A 22,610-nucleotide genomic window follows, 5' to 3' on the forward strand; every position below is an offset into this window, starting at 1 on the left:
TTCCTAAGCATTACTCACCCGTCCGCCGCTAGAAATCGGTAGCAAGCTACCTATTCCCGCTCGACTTGCATGTGTTAAGCCTGCCGCCAGCGTTCAATCTGAGCCATGATCAAACTCTTCAGTTTAAAATCAATAGTACATATAGTGTACCAATCTTGGCTCATCAATTACTGACAAAAATTTGCTCAAATAAACTTCGAGTAATTTCTACCATCAATCAATGAAAATAATTTCGATCGATCAATCAGTAAAAATCCACACAAGTTGTTCTTCATAATCTCTTAATGATCTTCTTGTTGGTTCGTCACCAGCAAGCTAGGTCGGCTATATTACTCTTTATTTCTAAAGAGTCAACTGGTAATTCAAATTATTTTTAAACTTAAAAAATAAAACCCAACTTAATCAATTCAACCAAGTCATTGTTTTATCAGAAGTTTTAATCTTCATCACCGCCGATGGATGTGCATTCTACAGCATTTCACATCCGTTGCAACACCTTTTTTTAAATAATTATTTTGAGCGCACATTTTTCACTCAAATTACATTTTTTCATTCATATTTTGATCAAATTTGGTTTAATAGTAATAAATCAGGATTATTTGAACGTTTTTACTTATTATACGGCAAACATTTTGCCGCGCTAAAAGCGTCAGGACTATATATGCGCCAAACTTCTTTTTTATATGCAGGATTATTGTCACTTGTCGTAACAACACCTGTATTTGCAAATGACGAGGCTTCAGCACCTGTTGCTCAAGACTCAGAAGCTGCCAATAAATCAAAAACGCAACAACTTGCGCATGCTGCGATGGTCAAGTCATCTGAAGTTGCAAAAAAATTATCTGTAAATGCCAATGCAGCACAATCAGAAGAAGATAAAGACCCTTTCCAACCGATCAACCGGAAAGTTTACGCATTTAATGATTATTTAGATGTCCATATTGCCCGCCCTGCTGCTGTGCAATATGTAGCAAAAACCCCTAAGGATATTCGTGAATCTTATCGTTTATTCCGTAAAAATTTGGGCGAACCTTGGAATGCATTTAACCAACTCATTCAAGGACGACCGACACGTGCCGCAAAAAGTCTGGGGCGTTTTACTGTTAATACACTGACAACTTTAGGCTTTGCTGACCCTGCAAGCCGTCTAGGTCTAGAAACAGAAGATGAAAACTTTGGCGCGACTTTAGGTTATTACGGTATTCCTTCTGGTCCTTATATTGTTCTACCAGTGCTTGGTCCAAGCACATTGCGCCAAACGGTGGGGCTTGCTGTAGATAGTCAAGGACGTCTACAGAAATATATGCTTGATGGTCATGATGTGGCGTATTGGTCTGAGCAAACTTTACGTGGAATCGATACTCGCGCTCAATTACTGGATATCGAAGGTGTATTGCAAGGCGATAAATACGCTCAAATTCGTGATATTTATTTGCAACGCCTGAACTATTCTATTGCTGAGAAAAAAGGTATTGCTGAAGAAAACTTATTTATTGATGAAGAAGATGACGATATTGATGAATCTGAAGATAATTCAACAGACGTTTCATCTGATGATTCTACCGATTTCATTGATGATAGCAGTTCAGATGATACCGACACGGTAACAACTGAATAAATAAAATTTTTCAATTGGCTGGTGTGGTTTTTCCCTCCAGCCATCATTAGCTTGCTATAGTACACTTATTGTCTATCGAAGGATTCATCTAATTCTTTATGTATTTCATTCAACCTACTCGTGATATTCCATATTTAGATCAGGTACTTGATGCGCTTCCTAGCGTACAAATGATTAACATTGAAGATCTAGACTTGTATGATCCAACGATCATTGCAATTGCTGATGTTGCCGACTTTTTAAATCACCAATGGACACTTCCTACCATTGTGCTCGCTTTTGAGCATGAAGGTGCTGCACTGGCTCAAGCTTGGCAACAAGGCGCTTTAGCAGGATGGGTTTGGGATCATATTCCAACCAACCTTCAAGTGGCACTCACTAAAATTGACGCACAATACAAACGCAATCAAGATAGTCGTGACCTGCCTTCTGCTGCAGATTTGCAAAAACGTTTACTGCCCAACCCGATTGAACTCCACAACTATAAAATTGAAACATTCTTCCAGCCTTCAGCCTATTTATCCGGTGATTGGTACGATTACTGGAAAATCAGCGATAAAGAAATCATGTTTTATCTTGCAGATGTATCTGGTCATGGGGTGACGAGTAGTTTACTGACCTCTTGGATGGCTGCTTTCCACGGTCGTTCAAAAACCCCGAGAGAACTCATCAAAAAGCTCAATGGCATGTTGGTTCAAGAAAATATTGAAAAGCACATTACCATGATTGCGGGGATACTCAATCTCGATACGCATGTCTTGAAATGGTCTAGCGCAGGGCATTATCCGCCGGCCATTTTATTTGAACCTGGTCTTCCCGCACGAATTTTAAATACCAGCAGCTTCCCACTCGGCTTAACTGAAGACCTAGAAGTGGAAGAGTTTGAATTTACCTTAAATCGTTATTCGCGCTTTGTAATTTGCTCGGATGGCGCACTTGAACCTTTTGACGGTGGATTGAATGAACAGCTAGGTCAATTGGTTTATCACTTGCAAAATCAATCATTTCAAGCACCAGACCATGTTGCTGACGATATTGCCATCCTAAGTTTACGTCGAATCAATTAATCACGAAATCAATTACTTAAACCGAATACGACTTTCTGATCATACTCGGCTACTTGAGTAAGCTGTGCCCCTATGGGATAATTTACTATCCTTCTCTGCAAATGGCATTTATATGTCAACAGGTCATGTTGAATATGCAAGCTTGAACGGAACGCATATTTTTAAGCTTATTGGCGAAGTGCGTGCCCAATCTTGTATTAGTCTAGACAAGTTATTAAACAAAATTGAACAGCAACAAAATGTCGCCGGTGCAATCGTTGATTTAACCCAAACGACATTTATCGATAGTACTGTCCTTGGCATTTTGGCGAAACTGGGTTTGAAGCTCAAACAAGTTCACCATATCCAAGCGGTAATGTTGTCTACAAACTCTGATATCACAACGCTTGCCAATAGCATGGGTTTAGGTCAGGTGTTTGTTATTTTGAATTATTGTGGTGATCCAAGTGTATGCACTCGCGCACTTATGGAAGAACACATTACCCATAGCAATATGCTGAATACGGTTTTAGATGCACACAAAACGCTGATGAAACTAAATGATAGCAACCAAAATATGTTTGAGCCTTTGGTCAAACAACTGCAAAAAGAGCAGGACAATCTAGAGCAACCCAAGCAGCAAAATGTCTAATTTAGGTTAATCACAGCAGAGACCCTCTTCGCATGACTTTACTTTCCGTTGCACAAATGAATTCTCAAAATGACATTGAAGATAACTTCAAAGTGATCGAGTCATTGATGCAACAAAGTCAGGCTCAAGGTGCGAGTCTCATTGTATTTCCTGAAAATTTTGTCTGCTTTGCCGCAGGTAAACAGCGCGAAACCGCGGCGCAATTTGAAAGTATTCAGCAGCGACTAGAACAACTCGCACATCGTTATCAACTTTGGATTGTTGCGGGCACACTCCCATGCCCTTATCGTCCAGATGGTTCAATCATTCAAGATGGCCGTGTCCGTACTGTCAGCCTGTGTATCAGCCCTGAACGTACCGAAGCACGTTATGACAAAATTCATTTATTTGATGTGCAAGTTGGTGACGCTGTCGGTGGCTATCAAGAATCAAAATTCTTTGAACCTGGTACTGAAACCGTAGTTGCAACAACACCTTTTGGCAATATTGGCCTGATGGTGTGCTACGACTTGCGCTTTCCTGAACTGGCTTTGAAACTTCGTAGCCAAGATGCAAACATTTTAACGGCGCCTGCAGCTTTTACTTATACCACGGGTGAAATGCACTGGCAGTTGTTACTGCAAGCTCGTGCCATGGATAGCCAATGTGCTGTACTGGGTGCTGCACAACAAGGTTGGCATGGTGAAAAGCGTCAAACTTGGGGGCATGCTGGAGCAAGCAACAGCCGCGGTCAAATTTTAGCAATCACCGCAGAAGAAGGCGCTCAACTACTCACAGTTCCTTTCGACTTAGACGAGCAGCAACAGATTCGCGCATCAATGCCACTGATGCAGCACCGTGTTTTGGTTCAATATTGATTTTCACTCTGTATAAAATTACAAAAAAACTGAATATTATTTAAACAAAATCCCCCACGATATGATTTTAAACCATCATCTGAGGGATTAGAAAAATGACTTTAGAAAAAGCAGTTTATACAGCCCATGCAAAAGCCACTGGTGGTCGTGATGGTCGTGCAACGACATCCGATGGTCATTTAGATGTTCAATTGGCTGTGCCGAAAATTATGGGGGGTACAGGTAATGGTACGAATCCTGAACAACTCTTCGCCGCTGGTTATTCAGCCTGTTTTTTAGGTGCAATGAAATTTGTGTCTAACCGAGATAAAATTTTGATTACCCCTACTGCCTACGTCGAGGGTGATGTTGGTATCGGCCCTATTCCAACAGGATTTGGTATCGAAGTGACGCTTAATATTCATCTTGAGGGTATGGATGCAAGCGAGGCACAGAAATTGGTCGATGCTGCACATATTGTGTGCCCCTATTCAAATGCGACCCGAAACAATATTAATGTTACTTTAAATGTTTTGACTTAAATCCATTTGTACCTATCTATACAAAGCACTGTTTTAATTCTTATAAAATAGTGCTTTGAGCTTTTTTACTTCTACACATCTACAGCTGAGCTCAAAATAAAATCTTATCCATTTCCAATACATTTAAATATTCATATTCAGCTACCAAAACCTTGCTAAAATATATAACGATTCTTATTTACATTCATTTGTTGATCTATGATGCTTAAACCTCTCCTTATCAGTACATTGCTAATCAGCGCATCTACACTAAGTTTTGCCGAATTAACGCTGTCTGAAAAAGTCCGCCCTCAAATTAAATCCCTGGTCAATCCAGATATTCAACGTCTTGCGCTACCGCCAACACCGAACAACATGTCTTTACCTGCTTATGGCCAAGGCATCATTGGTTGGGGTACAGGCCCAGAAGGTGCAGCAGCGCGCTTAGCCAATATCAGTAAAGCCGACGTTGAAAAGCTTAAAACTCAAGATGTCACTTTAGAGATGGTTCAAACTTGGCAAAAGTTTTATGAAAATGAAACGCAGCGCAATGCAGGTAACCCAACCGCGCCCATTCGTGCTGAATTGATGAAGAAAGTTGTCAGTTTGTGGTAAGTGAAAGACCGTACAGCCCATATTTTTTGGGCTGTTTTTGTTCAAATTAAAATAAAAAATTATGAGACATTCGATAGAAAGAATAGTGAATAAAATTTAAAAAATGTTTAATATTCAAACTATAATTAACTATACATCCATAAAAAATTAAAATCATTTTCAGGACTTTACAATGAAAACATACTTTTCGATGCTTTTTCTAAGCTTGGCCTTAGCCGCATGTAGCCAAACACCTGCGCCTGATTTTTCAGGGGAATGGAAACAAACACCTGACACGGAGAGCCTACGCAAACTTTCCATTAGCAAACAAGGCGATGACTACCAAATTAAAGACGAATTTTGGCTCGATAAAAATAATACTGAGCGCACTTCTAGTGCTTCATCCGGTATGGCCGAAGTGAATAATGATGTTTTGAAATATAAAGAGAGCAATAGCATTGAAATGAAACTCAGTGATGCAACTCACCTCACTCTGACAGATAAAGCATACGATGCTGTTATTCATTTTGAAAAGATTAACTAAAGCAAAGCCCCGAGTCCTTGCACAGGCTTCGGGGCTTTTTTTATAATTCACACCGACTATTCAGCCGCTTCATTGGTTACACGTAAAACCTCTTCTATCGTGGTTTTACCTGCCAAAACTTTACGCAATCCATCATCACGAATTGAACCCGCATTTGCACGTACATGATTTTCTAACTCAAACTCAGCAGCATTACCATGGATGAGGCGACGTGTTTGCTCATCAATCGGGACGATTTCATAAATTGCGGTACGCCCTGTAAATCCAGTATGCGAGCATTGTTCGCAGCCTTTAGGTTGTGGCAATTTTAATTCGGTCGAGGCATCGAGATGCTTAAATAAGTCTTTTTCAAAATCATCGGCATCATGCCAAGTCGCACAATTACGGCACAAGGTTCGAACCAAACGCTGTGCCACAACACCGATCAGTGAGCTTGAAAGTAGAAAGGGTTCAATCCCCATGTCTTTAAGACGGGTCACAGCACCAATTGCTGTATTGGTATGCAGCGTTGAAAGTACCAAGTGGCCTGTTAATGACGCTTGTACTGCAATTTCAGCAGTTTCTAAATCACGAATCTCCCCGACCATCACCACATCTGGATCTTGGCGGAGCATGGCTTTTAATGCACGAGCAAAGGTCATATCCACTTTGGTATTGACCTGTGTCTGCCCGATCCCTTCAAGTTGATACTCAATTGGATCTTCCGCAGTCAAAATATTTTTTGAACCATCATTTAGATCAGACAATGCCGCATATAAGGTTGTGGTTTTACCCGAACCCGTTGGTCCCGTAACCAAAATAATGCCATGCGGACGATGTACCAGTTGTTTCAATCGATCATAGTCATGCTGCATCAACCCCAAATGGGTCATATTTAAACGCCCAGCTTGTTTATCGAGTAAACGCATCACTACACGCTCACCATACGAAGACGGTAAGGTTGATACACGAACATCGACTTCACGGCCCGCCAAACGCAGTGAAATACGACCATCTTGTGGAATTCGCTTTTCCGCAATATCGAGTTTTGCCATGACTTTGATCCGTGACACCAACAATGGAGCAAGCTCGCGACGTGGCTGCACAATTTCACGTAACTGACCATCGACACGTAAGCGGACAGACAGCTTTTTTTCAAAAGATTCGATATGAATATCGGAGGCTCCAACACGAATTGCTTCCGACAATAAGGCATTGATTAAGCGTACAATCGGTGCATCATCCTCCTGATCCATCAAATCTTCAGCTTCTGGCACAGAGTCTGCAAGGCTGAGTAAATCAGGATGATCTTCCAGACCCGCTGCAACTTGTTGAGACTCACCGGTGTCTCCGGCAAAGCTTGCACTGAGTAATTGATTAAACTCTTGCTCACTACATAATTGATATTGTGCAGGATGCCCTAAATAGCGACGTGCTTCCTGTAAAGCCAACAGTGGCGTGCTGTCACGACGTACAATAAAAGCTTGATCACCCTCATATCGAAGCAATACGCCATGACGTTTGGCAAAACTATATGGTATTTGTAATTGTTTAAGTACTTGCATCACGCATTATAATGATGAAAAAAGTTGTTTTGAGTGTACTCTAAGCATCTGACAGCGTGAAGTCTGTTTTTAGGATTTATCAGGACAAGGGATATACGCATTGCCATTAGAAAATGATTTGACTGAAAAGGAATCCCCAAAACGTAAATGGTGGGGGGAATATCAATTTGAACTGAATCACCCGCGCAGTTGGCAGTTTGGGTCTTTATTGTTCCGTGTGACGCGCGGCATGCAAGAGTGGCGTATGGAATACCATCGCCCAACCTTTCAGTTTGACTATGAGCAACAATGGCATCCGATACAAGACCCTGAATTTGGTTTTCCACAGCCCATTAAAATGGAACGCTATATGTTCCGCCAAACACATGACAAAATTCAAATCATGCCACGTTTGGCAGATCGGTCTGTGGTGATTAAACCGGTCGATCCGATTTATATTCCAGCCGGACAGCGCGGAACGCTATATATCAGCACACCGCTTTGGATTGCTGGTTTTGTCGAAGGTCTTAGAGAACCCTTGTTTGATATACCTGTTATTCTACCAAAAGATACCTGGTTTGGTCCGAATCATCGAATGGGCGAAATTTGCTATGCCACAGCAGTTGATGGTCGTACAGAACTCAAACAACTCAAACCTCGCGCTTTTCGTGCAGTAACTCCTATTGAGTTTCATAACGTGAGTAATCAACAGATTCGTTTTGACCGTATGAATGTCCCTGTACCGGCTTTGCCATTATTTTATAGTGAAAGTACGGGACGTTTATGGACTTCACAAATTCGGGTCGTCCATGAAGGTCATGACAAACCGCCGCGGGTCAAAATTGAAAACCGTACACCACCACAAGCGGGTGACGTTGTTTATCTACATCCGCCACGCGAGTCAGCCAATGTGCTGTTCAATATGTTTGATTCATTTTTCTAAGGGCGAGCCATGGCAGATTTAAATATTTCGACAGAAATCACCAGCAGCCTAAAAGGAATGGTCGCCAATCTCAATACCGATCGGCTGACAGAATTATTGGTGGCTGTTTTATTGGCAGTCATCGGCTTTCTGATTGCCCGTTTTATCTCAAACACCTTTATCCGCACTGTAGGTATGCGTTTCAATGCTCATCAGCAGTTGGTTTGGCGTCGCGGGATTTTCTATTTCATCTTTTTAATCTTTGTGATGGCAAGTTTAAAAGAAGCCGGCTTTAAACTCAGCGTCTTCTTGGGTGCAGCGGGTATTTTAACGGTCGCACTGGGTTTTGCCTCGCAAACGTCCGCATCCAACCTGATCAGCGGGATGTTCTTGATCGGTGAAGGTTCTTTTGAAGTTGGTGATACCATTCAATTGACACTGATTCGTGGGCATACCATTGAAGGTGAAGTGATCTCGATTGATTTACTGTCGGTCAAATTACTCACGCAAGACAATGTCTATGTCCGTTTGCCGAATGAACAACTGATTCGGGCACCTGTACATAACTTGTCTAAGTTTCCAATACGGCGCATTCCAATTACCCTTGCGATTAACTTTCATGAAGACATCATCAAAGTCCGTGAAGTTTTATTAGATGCCGTTAGTAAATATCCATTGGTCTTGGCCGATCCTAAACCTGCCGTGACCGTCACTGCCTTTCGAGAATCTTCCATTGAGCTGCTTTTTGCCATTTGGTGCCAAAGAGAGAATTTCCTGAAAGTTCGCGATGAGATGCAAGAACGGATTCGAAATGCCTTTGTAGAAAATAAAATTGAAATCCCTGTCCCGAAAATGGGTTTTGTTGACCACCCACTTTCTACACAAGCAAGCGATGCTAACGTCGATCAATATGCCAATGCGCAAGAAATTCAACGAGAACCTCAACTCAAATAATGGTCTATCGACTTGATATGAAAGGCCCTGCATATCTTCAAATGTGCAGGTTTTTTTTATCATGTACTTTTATAGCCATCGACCTGTACAGCTTAGTGATCTCGTACCTTTAAGAACTTCATCATGGCTCAATCTTGTCATTCGGCATGGGGGCAATATAGGCAATCAAAAGCATGGCAAAACCTGCCGCCATAAATGAAATCACTCGCATGAGTGTGCCGACATGAGATAAATCCAGCAAGACCAATTTCAACGTCACCAAGACCAAAATACTGCCGCCGAGCAGCCAAACTGAACGTAATTGACGCTGAGTGGCAAAGCGCATACTCACTAAAGCCAATAACACCCACAGCACGGTAAAACTTAGTTGAACGGTCGCATCACTCCAAATATCTAAACTGTTATAAGGCGTATCCAGATACATATGTAAGGCACGGAGCACAACATAACTACTTAACCAAAGTAGCCCTAGGACACTCAACACGGCAGCCAAGCTACGATCTAAACCAGCTTTTAACTGTTGATTCAACATCCATAAAAAAGCCGCTAACAACAGCAAACTCACAGCATCAAAAGGATTCAGTATCGGCAAGATATATCCCACAAAGGCCTGCTGACTAAATAATTGCGAACTGATGATCCAACTTAAAGCCAAAAACAAACTGCTACGCGCTTGCCAAAACATTTTCCAGACCGGTTGCTGCGCTTGCCAATAACACCATGCACAAAATATCAGCGGCAAAATTACCACACTGATATACGGCATACTGGGTATCAGCGTCAGACTGGTCCACGCCAAGCTACTCAAAATTCCGAGACTGACCCATTCTTTTTCTTCACGCACACCGAGTAATGGTCGTAGCCAAAGCAGCGTCAAGCTCAGCCCAGCGAATGCAAAATAAATCTGCTCCATCGTTGAATGCCAAATTAACTGACCGTTCTCACTCACTGAAATAACTTGGTACAGCCCCATCACATAAACAGGCACTAGACCGGTCCACTTAATGATGGACCAACTCCACGAAGCTTTTCGTTTTAACAAGCCTTCATTCACCAACAGATAGGCCACACTGACAATCAATAGACTCAAGGCCAATTGATGACTACTCTGCAGCCAATCTAAGAGCAACATGATGAACATAGTAGTTGCTGAGAGCATTTGCACACATTGAAAGGCAATACTCGAACTTGAAAGCTGTTTATGAAATGCAGGAACAGCGTGCGTCACGATAATGGCCGCCAAATAGCTCAAACACACGCCCCAATACATCTGTGCAGGGAAATGTGGCAGTTGAACCAAATAATACAGACTTGAACAACCCGCCATCACCAAGAGCGCCATGCCTAAATAACGGCTGATATTGGACTGCTTGTATAAGGCATATATAAATATCAACGCACCTTCTACTGCCCAACCGACCACACTCCACTGCTCTTTCAATACTATCGGTGGAATCAGTGCCAAGAAAATTAAGGTCAAACTCAAATAACTTTGTGCAATCAGTGGGATCACAGCACTACGTTTACTGATGCTATACAGTGCGGCAAAAAGTGCTGCAAATAGCAAGCTATACCCCGCCTGCCATACGGTTTCCTCAAAATACATCAAATACAATGCCAGATAAGCAAGCACTGGCGAAGCAAATATCAGTGCAATATCCAAGGCAGGTTTGAGTTGAAAGTGCGCAAGATCCTGTTTCGCCAATAACTGGCTAAAACGAAAACCGAGCCAAATAAAAATCGCAGCGTGGGCTAAAACCAGCACGCTCATCATCTGACGTTCGGTGGTGTATCCGTGGTAAAAGGCATATCCACCACCCATAATCACCGTCATCAAAAATGCAATTTGATTCAGATATTTCCATGGTCTTACAGTACTCATGACCGCAACAGCAATATTAATCACAAGATAATAGGCGATGAATTCCGTTGCTGTTGCATCACGAACAGGTAAGGTAAATGGCGCAAGATAGGCAATCAGCATTGCCATGATTGCCAGTTCTACCGACTGTTGTTTCAAACTGAGCCAAATCGTCAATGCCATAAGTGCAGCATACAGTAGACAAGCTATGCCAAAGCCCGGAATCACGGCATTGTAACAGGCAAAAAATAAAGTCAAAAACAGTGCTGCAAGACCTAGACCTTCAAGCGCCAAGGCAAAACTGCGGTTTTTGGTTTGCAGCCAAAAACCCAGTCCGACAACACCAGCACTGATCAAACTCACGATCAGCAGTTTCATGGCCAAGCTTAGTTGCCAATGCTCTGTGGCAAATCTAAGTAAGAGCACCACGCCAATCACCAAGACCAGTACCGCCACTTTTAACACGGGATTGCCTTGGAAAAGCCATTGCTGAATTTGACTAGATAGATTAGGCGCAGACTTGGATGGTGTATTAGAAGGCGTTGAATTGAATGATGCCTGATGTCTAGCTGTACCAACTGCCGTCGCGGGATGCACAGATGGTGTATCGTTAGAATCAAAATTTTCAGGACGGTCTATTGTCGACGCTGATATTGAAGTAGCCGTTTGGCTGGATTGCGAATGAAGCACCTGTCCTTGCAATAGATGCAGTTGACGTTCTAATCGTTTCAGCCAACGCAGAAAAAAATAGACCCACAGGCTAATCCCAATCGCAACCAAGTATCCCAGTTCTGTTAACACTCCAACGACCGTTAATAACGATGCAATATATAACGGAACCTTTGATGCCACTTGAAATGATTGTTTTGATGAGCTCAGTGCATCAGCGCCGTGCTGTAAATCATCGACATAATTCATCACACTGAGCATAAAACCAATGCCGCTGATATAACTCAGGATACGGAGGTCTAAGTACCATGCCCCGATCCCCACCATAATCAGCGACATCAACCAAATCATCTTGATTTCATTATTCTGTTTCAGCATACCTGCTTCGTCATTTTCCTGAATGTTTTGATGATACATGAGCCCGACGGATGGATTAAAACTATTCATCAGTGATTCGGTAAGTTACATATACAATCTAGACTCAGCGTACGGGCAAAAAATCACGTACAATAAAACCGTTTTTAGGATTAGGAAATTATCAATGCCACCATTTGTCTTGGTCGATGGCTCATACTTTTTATTTCGTGCTTACCATGCACTGCCACCATTAACCACTTCAACCGGTTTGCATACCAATGCAATCCGAGGTGCCATTTCTGCCATCCAAAAATTAATGCGTCGTATCCAACCGACGCACATGGCCGTTATTTTCGATACACCTGAACCAACCTTCCGTCATGAATTGTCCCCAATTTATAAGGGTGACCGTCCAAGCATGCCTGAAGAATTATCACAACAAATTCCATATCTTCATGCGTTAATTCGTGCTCTAGGGATTCCACTACATATGTTGCCAGGCGCTGAAGCCGATGACATTATCGGAACTTTAGCCAAACGCGCTGAAGCAGCCGGTCATCAAGTTTTGATCTCCACTGGTGACAAAGACATGGCACAGCTCGTTACTGAGCGTGTCACTTTAGAAGACAGCTTCAAAGACAAACCGATGGACGTTCAAGGCGTTTTTGAAAAATTTGGGGTGTGGCCGAATCAAATCATTGACTACCTCACGCTGATGGGCGATGCCTCTGACGGCATCCGTGGTGTACCCGGTGTTGGCGCAAAAACAGCAGCGAAACTTTTAACCGAGTACGGCTCGATTGGCGGCATTTTAGAAAATGTCGACAGCATTAAAGGTAAAGTCGGTCAAAACATTAAAGACAATGTTGAAGGAATTGCTCTTGACCACCAACTGGCGAGTATTGTTTGTGACCTCGACATGGGCCTTAAATACGAAGATTTGAAACTTGCCGATCCAAATATTCCAGCACTGCGTGATTTATATACGGAACTAGAATTCCGTAACCAACTGCAGTCATTAGATCATCCGAACAACCCCAATGGCGCAACTTACAAACAAGCAGCCAAAGCCATCAACACCACGGCGACTGTAGCCAATGCACCTGAAGTTGAAGATCAAGCGGACAAAACTAGTGTTGATGATTTACTCGGTGAAGCTCGTTATCACACAGTATTGACCCAAGAAGATTGGGATGTGTTATTCAAGCGTCTAAGTACTGAAAAGCGTTTTGCCTTTGATACCGAAACCACTAGCCTTGACTACCGCGTGGCGCAGATTGTAGGTTTCTCGGTGGCTTTAGATGCACATGATGCCTATTACGTGCCGCTTGCGCATGATTATGAAGGTGCGCCGCAACAACTTGATCGTGACACAATTCTGAATCAACTCAAACCTTTACTTGAAGATAATGACGTACAAAAAATTGGTCATCATCTCAAATATGATGCACATGTCTTAGAAAATCATGGCATTCATTTGGCAGGTTGGTATTTCGATACCATGTTGGCCTCTTATGTCCTTAACTCTGTGGCTACACGTCATGGGATGGATGACGTCGCACGTTTGTATTTAAGTCATCTCACAACGACGTTCGAACAAGTGGCTGGCAAAGGTGCAAAACAAAAGACCTTTAACCAAATTGAGCTTGAAACTGCAGCTCATTATGCCGCAGAAGATGCCCATGTGACCTATCGTCTATATGAAGTACTCGATAAGAAGTTACAAGCTCACCCGGAGCTGATCAATATTTTGCACGATATTGAAATGCCTGTTGCCCGTGTTCTAACCTCTATGGAAGAAAACGGCATTGAACTAGATATGAACTTCCTCGACCAACTTGGTGTGGAATTTGCCAATACCATTCAAAATTTAGAAACCGAAATTACCGATCTTGCGGGTCAAAGCTTCAATGTCAGCTCACCAAAACAAGTGGGTGAGATTCTGTTTGATAAATTAGGTTTAAAAGGCGGTAAGAAAACTTCTACAGGTCAGTACAGTACCAGTGAAAGTGTGTTAGAAAAAATCGATCATCCGATTACTGATTTAATTTTGGAATATCGTGGTCTTTCTAAACTGAAAAGCACCTATACCGACGGTCTATTAAAGCAAGTGAATGATGACACACATCGTGTGCATACCAGTTACCACCAAGCTTTAACGGCTACAGGTCGTTTGTCATCTACCGATCCAAACTTACAGAACATTCCTGTCCGTGAAGATATTGGACGTCAAATCCGTAAAGCTTTTATTGCACCTGAAGGTCGCATTTTATTGGCAGCCGATTATTCGCAAATCGAATTACGTTTAATGGCGCATTTCTCGCAAGATCATGCCTTGGTCGATGCTTTCAATCATGGGCAAGATGTACATAAACGTACTGCAGCAGAAGTTTTGGGCATTCCACTCGATGAAGTGACCAGCAACCAACGTCGTCAAGCCAAAGCGGTGAACTTCGGTCTGCTCTACGGCATGTCAGAATTCGGTTTGACCCGTCAACTGGGTTTCACTCGAGAAGAGTCGCGTAACTATATTGGTAAATACTTCCAACGCTACCCTGGTGTTTTAGAATATATGGAACGTACTCGCCAAGTCGCACGTGAACAAGGTTTTGTGGAAACTATTTTAGGTCGTCGGCTGTATACACCGGACATTATGGCGAGCAACAAAATGGTGAAACAAGGCGCTGAACGTGCAGCGATTAATGCGCCGCTACAAGGTTCTGCGGCGGATATCATTAAACTGGCCATGATTGCAGTCGATAAAATCTTACCGAAAGATCAAGCCAAAATGTTACTGCAAGTACACGATGAATTGGTATTTGAAGTTGATGCTGCAATTGCCGATGAACTCTCTGCCCAACTGACTGAAGTGATGCAATCTGTGTTGAAAATTTCCGTTCCACTGATTGTGGAAGTCGGTCAAGGTAATAACTGGGACGAAGCACACTAATTCATTCACGTTCATTCACACCTTTCTCCTTCTAGGAGGAAGGTTGGGATAGAGGTGAGATGTTTCTTAGTTAGTAAAAATATCTTGTTTTACACCTCATATTAAATCCACAAAAAAGGACGCCTCGGCGTCCTTTTTAATTTAACTCATCTTAGCTCAGATTAAAGACCAGTCAATAATGCAATTGCGACTTGCTTCATAATGGTTTCCGCAACCAACAATGCCAAAATCGCAAAAATTGGTGACAAGTCAATCATCCCCATATTTGGAAGAATACGGCGGAATGGCGCAAGTAGCGGTTCTGCCAATTCTTGAACCACTTCAATATAAGGCGAACGTGACTGACTAAACATCACGACCCAACTCAAAATAATCGATGCAAAAATTAAGTAACGACAGAAACGGATTAAATCCTGAATCATGGTCACAAAGGTCATAATAATCAGATGGAATGGACTATTCACCGCCACGCCAGACAAATACATCAAACCAAACATTTTTAACAAATACAGAATCACCACCAACACCAATGCTGCGGTATTCACTCGACCTTTGGCCAAAGTAGGGAAAATTCGGCTAAAGATATCGACAATTTTTGTTGCTTTTGCTGTTGCCAAAACCACAGGGTTATATGGACTCACGGCAGCAAGCTGCATTAAAAAACGGAAAAATACGAGCAAAATTGCAACGTTAATAATGATTCCAAAAATTTGAGCAGAGCCCATACTTGAACTTTCCTAAATCAAATCGAATTATTTGGTGCTTTCGCTTAACTCTTGTGCCAACTCTTGGCTACGCTTTTGCGCTGCGGCTAAAGCGGCCTGAATATTTTGTGAAATTTGAGCATGATCAAATACTTCAATCGCAGCTTGTGTTGTACCGTTTGGAGAGGTTACATTTTTACGCAACTCCGCAGGACTGTTGGCACTGGTAATCGCCATTTGTGCAGCGCCCAATGCAGTTTGCAAGGTTAGCGCTGTAGCTACCTTTTCATCCAAGCCCATGTTTTTACCTGCACGGATCATACTTTCCATCATATAGAAAAAGTATGCAGGACCTGAGCCAGAAACTGCTGTTACCGCATCAATTTGCGCTTCTGAGTTTACCCAAAGTGTTAAACCCGTTGAAGCCAAAACTTGACTTGCAAGATCACGATCTTCAGCTGAAACCGCTTCACCTGCATATAAGCCATGCGCACCGGTTTGAACTAAAGCCGGTGTATTTGGCATGACACGAACAATACGCTCTGTGCCTAATAATTTTGAAATCGTTGCAATTTCTGCACCTGCAACAATTGAAATCACTAACTTCCCTTCTAGCAACCCTTGTAATGGTGCCAAAACTTTTGCTAACACCTGAGGTTTAACGGCAAAAAGAACAATGTCAGCTTCTCGAATTGCTGCAACATTATCATCGGTCACATGCAAATCTTTTTCAGCCAAAAGCTCACGTACTTTTTCTACGGGATCTGAAACTGTAATACGTGTAGTCGGGACACCACGTGCAATCAGGCCACCAATTAAAGCCTGTGCCATGTTGCCGCCACCAATGAAACTGATATTACAATTTAAAATTGCGCTCATGATTGAAGATCCGATATTGCAGATTTAGCGTTAAGAGATAATGTCGGTTGCCAGCCAGCTTGAGTACAAAATTCAGACTGCGCCAACCAAAAGCCCTGAGGCGTAAAGACGCCTAGCATAACATTATCTCGGCTTAATATTTGAATAGTATGACGCTGCCATGGAAAAATTTGCGCCTGCTGAATGGCTTTTTTCAAAGGCCAACTTCCGACACGACCATATAAATGAATTTTTTCGCCGCCAAGGCGTGGGCGTATCTGCAGTTGCTGCCCCAATAATTCAGGTGATAAGCCAACCTCTGAGGGTTGAATCACGAAATGTCCTGCAGGCAACTTGAGGCACTGACCTGCAACACAAGTTACAACCTCAACCTCTTGAATGGGTTCAGTTGGCAGATACTCCGCTTTGGCAATCCGATGAAGTTGCTGTTGAAAGCGCAGATAATAAAATCCATTCCAGTGTAATGCCGCTTGCGAGTCTTCGCGTGAGCCAATCACTTCTGAAACTAAACGCTGTACCATTTCAAAACTTGGACGATATTGCCCCTCACCTTTCATCCAGTGCGATAACAACTGACGCTGACGTGCCTGACTGAGCTGTTGTAAAGCAGCCAAAGATAACATTTGCGATGAACCACAGGCCGCTAAATCTTGCTGCAACACCTCATATAAAATTTCATCAGCATCTTGCATCAAGTAACTGGTTCGACTCAGAGCTTGCTGCATTTTAGGAAATCGATCGCTGAGTAACGGCCACAAAATCTCACGACTCCACGCGCGGTCATAGTCGGTATCAAAATTGGTGAGATCTTGAATATTTTGCACATGCAGCTGTGCTGCCCATTGGCAAATTTGCTCACGTGAAAGATCCAATAGCGGACGCCATAATGTAAAATCTTCACGTACATCGAATTTTTTCATGGCAGCAAGGCCATGGACACCGGCACCTGAAAGTAGCCGCAATATCAGTGTCTCGGCTTGATCTTGCTGATGATGCGCGAGTACTAATATTTCATCTGCTTGTAAATGTTGGGCAAAGGCTTGATAGCGGGCTGAGCGGGCTTGGTTTTCAAGGTTACCTTGCGCAACCTGGACTTTCTGTATAATGAATGGGAGATTTAACGCTGCACACTGAGCGTGTACAAACTCGCCCCAAGCATGACTACAGGCTTGTAGTTGGTGATCAATATAAATCACCCGTATTTTTTCAGGGCACAAAAACGACATAAGATGCAGCAGCAACATGGAATCCATGCCACCACTACATCCTATTAAAAATCGGCTTTGTTCAGGCAGCGCCTGAATTTGACTTAAGCAGTCAGCCCTAAATTGTCGCTGCCAAACTTCATTAAACGCTGATAACGCGCTTCGCATCGTTCGTTTGCATCCATTGGTTGCAGTTCTTCTAAAGCTTGCTTCAAGACCACTTTCAAATCCTGCATGACTTTTTCAGGGTTTAAATGTGCGCCCTCCGCTTCGTCCACCACGTATTCCACAATGCCCATCTTCTGCAATTTATCTGCCGTCAATGCCAATGCTTCACTTGCTTGTTCTGCTTTTTCTGCAGTTTTCCACAAAATAGATGCACAGCCTTCAGGTGAAATTACTGAATAAATACTGTGAGATAGCATAATCACACGGTCAGCTACGCCAATACCCAGCGCACCACCCGAACCACCTTCACCCAATACCGTTGCCACTACAGGCACTTTGAGTGAAGAAAGCTGAGCTAAGCTGGTTGCAATCGCTTCAGCCTGACCACGTTCTTCTGCACCCACACCTGGGTAGGCACCCATGGTATCAATAAAGGTAAAGACAGGCAGATTAAAACGCTCCGCCATATCCAATAAACGCTGCGCTTTACGATAACCTTCTGGGTTACTCATACCAAAATTATGCTGTAATTTTTCACGTGTACTACGACCACGGTGCTGACCTACGATCATCACAGGCTGACCATCTAAACGAGCCAAACCACCAATCATCGCCCCGTCATCACCAAATAGGCGGTCACCGTGCAAAGCATCGAACTCTGTAAAAATTTCGCCAACATAATCCAAAAACTGCGGACGTTCAGGATGACGTGCGATCTGAACCGTAGTCCAGGCTTTAGATTGAGCTGCTTTATTTTTCATAGGTCGATCATTATCCCTAACTTAACTGGTCTGTTAATTGATAAATTGTTCCGACTGGATATTCAGTTCAATATCCCAATGCTTAAATTGCACCTGCTCATCATGCAAGTCTGCAACCAACAAAGGCCACTGTTTGGCATCACCAGAAACACTAAGTTGCCATTGTTGCGCATTGTCCACGCTTAATTCAATGGCAGGAAGCATCTCATCGCTGCGACTATGATTTAATAAAACTGCTAAACGAAGCAATAGACATAAGTAAACAAGTTTGTTACCACCGACTTTCATCACATCAACACGTGCATCACTGCGTAACTTACGACGATGATGCGCCACTAAATGCGACAAATGGTTTTGATCAATTTGTGAGAAACCCGGAATATCCGAATGTTGCAGTAAATAAGCACCATGACGATGGTAACCACTATGACTGATCGCTAAGCCAATTTCATGCAAATACGCTGCACGACGCAGTAAATCACTGTCATCACTGGTCAAATTCAGTGCGGTCGCCACACCATTAAACAGTTGTTGAGCGGTATTTACCACACGTTCAGCTTGTTTCATATCTGCGTTGTAGCGACCCATCAACGCATGTACAGAACGGTCACGAACATCTTCATGTTGGAAACGTCCCAATAGGTCGTACATCACGCCTTCACGTAACGCGCCATCAGAATAAACCAATTTATCGATATTCAGCACATCAAAGACGGCATACAAAATGGCAATGCCGGCTGGCAAAACTGCTCGACGGTCTTCTTTTAGACCATCAAATTCCATTTCATTGACATGCTTATATTTAAGCAATTTATCTTTGAGTTTAAATAAACCGTCACGTGTCAGTTCTTCCTGATCGTTGCTCCAGCCCATATTGACACAAATCTGACGACACGCTTTGATCGTGCCACTTGAACCGACAACAGTATCCCAGCCTGCAGCTTTATAAGTGTTGGCAATGCCTGCGATTTCCTTGCGAGCAGCATTTACCGCTTTATCAAAACTTTTCAGATTAATTTCACCATCAGCAAAAAACGCTTTGGTAAAAGCGACACAGCCCATTTGCACAGATTCTGTATGAATCGGTTCAAACTCTTCACCAATAATCAACTCTGTTGAGCCCCCACCGATATCAATCACAAGGCGGCGACCACTATTTGCCATAGTATGTGAAACCCCTAAATAAATGAGACGGGCTTCTTCACGACCAGCAATGATTTCAATTGGTTTTGGTAAAATTTCAGCGGCTTTTTGAATAAATTCATGACCATTTTTTGCTTGACGCAAGGCATTAGTCGCCACAATACGTAAACGGTTGGCTTGTACAGGATTTAAACGCCCCACAAAACGTGCTAGGCAGGCTAATCCTCGTTGCTGTGCGGCTTCAGTCAAATTTTTATTTTCGTCTAGACCTGCGGCAAGCTGTACTTTTTCTGACATTGATGCAACTTTTTTCACTTCACCATGGTCTACGCGTGCGATAGCCAAGTGGAAGCTGTTCGATCCCATATCGATAGCAGCAAGTAATTCTTCATCAATCAAAAAATCAGACATTATTCAAAAAAACCTGTTCAGAATTGTGCTTAGATTAATTCACATACATGTAATTTAAAAGCCATTTATGAGTAGTTCGGGCGGAACTTATCGATTTTTTATCTGAAGCAATGATAGCCATACACGATCATCGGCATCGTGATCATCCATTAGACAAACTCGCCATTCAGGTCGAAAATTTACATAACCCCCTACATTGTTATAGTTGGCTATGTAATACTTATAAACATAGAGTCAACTTAAAAATTAATTCCGGAGCAAAATCCATGTCTGGCAATATCGTAAATACAACTGATGAAAACTTCCAAGCCGATGTACTAGAGTCTGATACTCCTGTACTTGTAGATTTCTGGGCAGGTTGGTGTGCTCCTTGTAAAGCCATTGCACCTGTACTTGAAGTACTTTCAACTGAGTTTGAAGGCAAAGTTAAAATCGTTAAAGTAGACGTTACTTCTTGCGAACAAACAGCTGTAAACTACAACATCCGTAACATTCCTGCATTATTAATGTTTAAAAACGGCGAAGTTGTAGCAACCCAAGTCGGTGCAGCACCAAAATCTAAATTGACAGCTTTCATCGAAGAAAACATCTAATATTTTTTCGATAAAAACACTCGAAAATACGCTGTTTTACACAGCGTATTTTTTTGGTTGATAAATTGACAAATGCTGTGTTCTCTCTTATATTGTTTACTCAAGAAATTAAGGATCTCAAATCCTGTCATTTTCTTACAACACAACACATAAAATGCCGCTCGGCAACAGAATTGTTTTTCACATCTCTCTTCATATAACGAATCAGATCTCTGAATTGTTTTGTGCGAACCAATTGCTATCGTTTCTTGCATGATCGCGGCACATTTGTTGCTCCCTTTTCCAACCTGTACCTCAGAATTTTAGATTCTATCTGACCACCTATGAACTTAACCGAACTCAAGAAAAAACCGATTGGCGAACTCATCAAGATTGCCGAGTTTATGGGCCTCGAAGGAATGGCTCGTAACCGTAAGCAAGATATTATTTTTGCCATCTTAAAGCGCCACGCAATGAACGGCGAAGAGATTTTTGGTGATGGCGTTCTAGAAATTCTGTCGGACGGCTTTGGTTTCTTACGCTCTGCAGCGGGTTCTTACCTAGCCGGCCCTGACGATATCTATGTGAGCCCATCACAAATCCGTCGCTTCAACCTTCGTACTGGTGACACTATTACAGGTACAATTCGTCCACCTAAAGAAGGCGAACGTTACTTTGCATTATTAAAAGTTAATCAAATTAACTACGACACACCCGAAAACTCACGTAATAAGATTCTTTTCGAAAACTTAACACCTTTATTTCCAACCGAACAATTGGTAATGGAATTAGGTAATGGTACAACAGAAGACTTAACTGCGCGTGTGGTTGACTTGGTTGCTCCGATTGGTAAAGGTCAACGTTCAATTATCGTTGCACCGCCAAAAGCGGGTAAAACCATGTTGTTACAAAACATCGCTCAGTCGATTGTTCGTAACAATCCTGAATGTTTCTTGATTGTCCTTCTAATTGACGAACGTCCTGAAGAAGTAACAGAAATGGAACGTACTGTTCGTGGTGAAGTAGTTGCTTCAACATTCGATGAATCACCAGCTCGTCACGTACAAGTTGCAGAGATGGTAATTGAAAAAGCGAAACGTCTTGTAGAACACAAAAAAGATGTAGTGATTTTGCTTGACTCAATTACTCGTTTAGCCCGTGCTTACAACACCGTGATTCCGTCATCTGGTAAAGTTCTTACTGGGGGTGTGGATGCCCATGCTTTAGAACGTCCAAAACGTTTCTTCGGTGCAGCACGTAATATCGAAGAAGGTGGTTCACTGACAATTATCTCAACTGCCTTGATTGAAACTGGCAGTAAGATGGATGAAGTGATCTACGAAGAATTCAAAGGTACAGGTAACCAAGAAATTACCCTAGACCGTCGTATTGCTGAAAAACGCGTGTTCCCTGCGATGAACATCAAAAAATCAGGTACACGTCGTGAAGAGCGTTTGATGTCTGAAGATAACCTACGTAAAGTTTGGATTTTACGTAAATTGCTTCATACACAAGACGAACTTGCAGCGATGGAATTCTTGCTTGATCGCATGAAAGAAACCAAAACCAATGATGATTTCTTCGATCAAATGAAACGTAAAGCATCCAACTAAGTTGAATGTTTGACTGAAAAGGCCATCTATAACGATGGCCTTTTTATTTGGTTGACTTTAGTTACACAAAGAAACATTTGATAGATCTCCATGTAAACTTATTTTCA

At 42.4% G+C, this 22,610-nt stretch carries 19 protein-coding genes and 1 rRNA gene; 12 read left to right on the forward strand and 8 right to left on the reverse strand.

The annotated features are described in order from the left end of the window. Positions 1 to 125, reverse strand: a 16S ribosomal RNA gene (locus FTU34_RS04560); the annotation flags it as partial. Between the two features lie 536 nt (positions 126 to 661). Here FTU34_RS04560 and FTU34_RS04565 point away from each other — a divergent pair. The 7 genes from FTU34_RS04565 to FTU34_RS04595 all read left to right on the forward strand — a co-directional run bounded on the left by FTU34_RS04565 (position 662) and on the right by FTU34_RS04595 (position 5,811). Further along, positions 662 to 1,618 carry a VacJ family lipoprotein gene (locus tag FTU34_RS04565; protein ID WP_180034855.1) on the forward strand — a complete coding sequence of 319 codons (957 nt, stop codon included), beginning with the start codon at positions 662 to 664 and terminating at the stop codon, positions 1,616 to 1,618. Positions 1,619 to 1,716: 98 nt separating this feature from the next. Then, positions 1,717 to 2,685, forward strand: coding sequence for an RsbU family protein phosphatase GigA (gene gigA, locus FTU34_RS04570; protein ID WP_078192616.1), 969 nt, complete (start codon positions 1,717 to 1,719; stop codon positions 2,683 to 2,685). A gap of 112 nt (positions 2,686 to 2,797) precedes the next feature. Continuing rightward, positions 2,798 to 3,316, forward strand: coding sequence for an anti-anti-sigma factor GigB (gene gigB / locus FTU34_RS04575; protein ID WP_180034856.1), 519 nt, complete (start codon positions 2,798 to 2,800; stop codon positions 3,314 to 3,316). 32 nt (positions 3,317 to 3,348) lie between these two features. Further along, positions 3,349 to 4,173 (forward strand): carbon-nitrogen hydrolase family protein, encoded by an 825-nt coding sequence (locus tag FTU34_RS04580; RefSeq protein WP_180034857.1) that lies wholly within the window; start codon positions 3,349 to 3,351, stop codon positions 4,171 to 4,173. Positions 4,174 to 4,268: 95 nt separating this feature from the next. Beyond that, on the forward strand, positions 4,269 to 4,694 hold the full coding sequence (locus FTU34_RS04585; RefSeq protein ID WP_180034858.1) for an organic hydroperoxide resistance protein: 426 nt from the start codon (positions 4,269 to 4,271) through the stop codon (positions 4,692 to 4,694). A gap of 201 nt (positions 4,695 to 4,895) precedes the next feature. Then, the gene (locus FTU34_RS04590) at positions 4,896 to 5,288 is read left to right on the forward strand and encodes a DUF4951 domain-containing protein (protein WP_180034859.1); all 393 of its coding nucleotides are present in this window, start codon (positions 4,896 to 4,898) and stop codon (positions 5,286 to 5,288) included. A 172-nt stretch (positions 5,289 to 5,460) separates the two neighbouring features. Beyond that, positions 5,461 to 5,811 (forward strand): hypothetical protein, encoded by a 351-nt coding sequence (locus tag FTU34_RS04595; RefSeq protein WP_180007244.1) that lies wholly within the window; start codon positions 5,461 to 5,463, stop codon positions 5,809 to 5,811. A gap of 56 nt (positions 5,812 to 5,867) precedes the next feature. Here FTU34_RS04595 and gspE read toward each other — a convergent pair whose 3' ends face one another. After that, positions 5,868 to 7,355: a type II secretion system ATPase GspE gene (gene gspE, locus FTU34_RS04600; RefSeq protein WP_180034860.1), complete on the reverse strand. Its 1,488-nt coding sequence runs from the start codon at positions 7,353 to 7,355 to the stop codon at positions 5,868 to 5,870. 100 nt (positions 7,356 to 7,455) lie between these two features. Here gspE and FTU34_RS04605 point away from each other — a divergent pair, with 100 nt between their 5' ends. Further along, positions 7,456 to 8,277, forward strand: coding sequence for a hypothetical protein (locus FTU34_RS04605; protein WP_111884712.1), 822 nt, complete (start codon positions 7,456 to 7,458; stop codon positions 8,275 to 8,277). A 9-nt stretch (positions 8,278 to 8,286) separates the two neighbouring features. Continuing rightward, positions 8,287 to 9,210 carry a mechanosensitive ion channel family protein gene (locus tag FTU34_RS04610; RefSeq protein WP_180007243.1) on the forward strand — a complete coding sequence of 308 codons (924 nt, stop codon included), beginning with the start codon at positions 8,287 to 8,289 and terminating at the stop codon, positions 9,208 to 9,210. Between the two features lie 121 nt (positions 9,211 to 9,331). Here the strand turns inward: FTU34_RS04610 and FTU34_RS04615 are convergent, their stop codons facing one another. Then, positions 9,332 to 12,118, reverse strand: a complete 2,787-nt coding sequence (locus FTU34_RS04615) for a DUF2339 domain-containing protein (RefSeq protein WP_180035024.1) — start codon at positions 12,116 to 12,118, stop codon at positions 9,332 to 9,334. Positions 12,119 to 12,281: 163 nt separating this feature from the next. Here FTU34_RS04615 and polA point away from each other — a divergent pair, with 163 nt between their 5' ends. After that, the gene (gene polA / locus FTU34_RS04620) at positions 12,282 to 15,047 is read left to right on the forward strand and encodes a DNA polymerase I (RefSeq protein ID WP_180034861.1); all 2,766 of its coding nucleotides are present in this window, start codon (positions 12,282 to 12,284) and stop codon (positions 15,045 to 15,047) included. Positions 15,048 to 15,208: 161 nt separating this feature from the next. Here polA and FTU34_RS04625 read toward each other — a convergent pair whose 3' ends face one another. The 5 genes from FTU34_RS04625 to ppx are packed head-to-tail and all read right to left on the reverse strand — an operon-like array spanning position 15,209 to position 20,318. Continuing rightward, the gene (locus FTU34_RS04625; protein ID WP_078189567.1) at positions 15,209 to 15,772 is read right to left on the reverse strand and encodes a YggT family protein; all 564 of its coding nucleotides are present in this window, start codon (positions 15,770 to 15,772) and stop codon (positions 15,209 to 15,211) included. Positions 15,773 to 15,799: 27 nt separating this feature from the next. Continuing rightward, positions 15,800 to 16,630 (reverse strand): pyrroline-5-carboxylate reductase, encoded by an 831-nt coding sequence (gene proC / locus FTU34_RS04630; RefSeq protein WP_078192626.1) that lies wholly within the window; start codon positions 16,628 to 16,630, stop codon positions 15,800 to 15,802. After that, the gene (gene tilS / locus FTU34_RS04635) at positions 16,627 to 18,003 is read right to left on the reverse strand and encodes a tRNA lysidine(34) synthetase TilS (RefSeq protein ID WP_180034862.1); all 1,377 of its coding nucleotides are present in this window, start codon (positions 18,001 to 18,003) and stop codon (positions 16,627 to 16,629) included. Before tilS ends, proC begins: the two co-directional genes overlap by 4 nt. After that, positions 17,940 to 18,764, reverse strand: coding sequence for an acetyl-CoA carboxylase carboxyltransferase subunit alpha (locus FTU34_RS04640; RefSeq protein ID WP_078189570.1), 825 nt, complete (start codon positions 18,762 to 18,764; stop codon positions 17,940 to 17,942). Before FTU34_RS04640 ends, tilS begins: the two co-directional genes overlap by 64 nt. 33 nt (positions 18,765 to 18,797) lie before the next feature. Beyond that, entirely contained in the window at positions 18,798 to 20,318 is a 1,521-nt protein-coding gene (ppx, locus tag FTU34_RS04645) for an exopolyphosphatase (protein ID WP_168378483.1), read from the reverse strand. A 266-nt stretch (positions 20,319 to 20,584) separates the two neighbouring features. Here ppx and trxA point away from each other — a divergent pair, with 266 nt between their 5' ends. Both trxA and rho read left to right on the forward strand, forming a co-directional pair. Beyond that, positions 20,585 to 20,911 (forward strand): thioredoxin, encoded by a 327-nt coding sequence (trxA, locus tag FTU34_RS04650; RefSeq protein WP_078192629.1) that lies wholly within the window; start codon positions 20,585 to 20,587, stop codon positions 20,909 to 20,911. Between the two features lie 323 nt (positions 20,912 to 21,234). Further along, a complete protein-coding gene (gene rho, locus FTU34_RS04655; RefSeq protein ID WP_067731074.1) occupies positions 21,235 to 22,503 on the forward strand; it encodes a transcription termination factor Rho in 1,269 nt (422 codons plus the stop codon). Positions 22,504 to 22,610: the final 107 nt, after the last annotated feature.

The sequence above is a fragment of the Acinetobacter sp. YH12094 genome, from assembly GCF_013419295.1.
Taxonomy (GTDB): domain Bacteria; phylum Pseudomonadota; class Gammaproteobacteria; order Pseudomonadales; family Moraxellaceae; genus Acinetobacter; species Acinetobacter amyesii.

What these genes read in the sequence shown, in the direction of transcription:
- FTU34_RS04565 (WP_180034855.1), top strand. Translation starts at nt 662, where the DNA reads ATGCGCCAAACTTCTTTTTTATATGCAGGATTATTGTCACTTGTCGTA.
- gigA (WP_078192616.1), top strand. Translation starts at nt 1,717, where the DNA reads ATGTATTTCATTCAACCTACTCGTGATATTCCATATTTAGATCAGGTA.
- gigB (WP_180034856.1), top strand. Translation starts at nt 2,798, where the DNA reads ATGTCAACAGGTCATGTTGAATATGCAAGCTTGAACGGAACGCATATT.
- FTU34_RS04580 (WP_180034857.1), top strand. Translation starts at nt 3,349, where the DNA reads ATGACTTTACTTTCCGTTGCACAAATGAATTCTCAAAATGACATTGAA.
- FTU34_RS04585 (WP_180034858.1), top strand. Translation starts at nt 4,269, where the DNA reads ATGACTTTAGAAAAAGCAGTTTATACAGCCCATGCAAAAGCCACTGGT.
- FTU34_RS04590 (WP_180034859.1), top strand. Translation starts at nt 4,896, where the DNA reads ATGCTTAAACCTCTCCTTATCAGTACATTGCTAATCAGCGCATCTACA.
- FTU34_RS04595 (WP_180007244.1), top strand. Translation starts at nt 5,461, where the DNA reads ATGAAAACATACTTTTCGATGCTTTTTCTAAGCTTGGCCTTAGCCGCA.
- gspE (WP_180034860.1), bottom strand. Translation starts at nt 7,355, where the DNA reads ATGCAAGTACTTAAACAATTACAAATACCATATAGTTTTGCCAAACGT.
- FTU34_RS04610 (WP_180007243.1), top strand. Translation starts at nt 8,287, where the DNA reads ATGGCAGATTTAAATATTTCGACAGAAATCACCAGCAGCCTAAAAGGA.
- FTU34_RS04615 (WP_180035024.1), bottom strand. Translation starts at nt 12,118, where the DNA reads ATGCTGAAACAGAATAATGAAATCAAGATGATTTGGTTGATGTCGCTG.
- polA (WP_180034861.1), top strand. Translation starts at nt 12,282, where the DNA reads ATGCCACCATTTGTCTTGGTCGATGGCTCATACTTTTTATTTCGTGCT.
- FTU34_RS04625 (WP_078189567.1), bottom strand. Translation starts at nt 15,772, where the DNA reads ATGGGCTCTGCTCAAATTTTTGGAATCATTATTAACGTTGCAATTTTG.
- proC (WP_078192626.1), bottom strand. Translation starts at nt 16,630, where the DNA reads ATGAGCGCAATTTTAAATTGTAATATCAGTTTCATTGGTGGCGGCAAC.
- tilS (WP_180034862.1), bottom strand. Translation starts at nt 18,003, where the DNA reads ATGCGAAGCGCGTTATCAGCGTTTAATGAAGTTTGGCAGCGACAATTT.
- FTU34_RS04640 (WP_078189570.1), bottom strand. Translation starts at nt 18,764, where the DNA reads ATGAAAAATAAAGCAGCTCAATCTAAAGCCTGGACTACGGTTCAGATC.
- ppx (WP_168378483.1), bottom strand. Translation starts at nt 20,318, where the DNA reads ATGTCTGATTTTTTGATTGATGAAGAATTACTTGCTGCTATCGATATG.
- trxA (WP_078192629.1), top strand. Translation starts at nt 20,585, where the DNA reads ATGTCTGGCAATATCGTAAATACAACTGATGAAAACTTCCAAGCCGAT.
- rho (WP_067731074.1), top strand. Translation starts at nt 21,235, where the DNA reads ATGAACTTAACCGAACTCAAGAAAAAACCGATTGGCGAACTCATCAAG.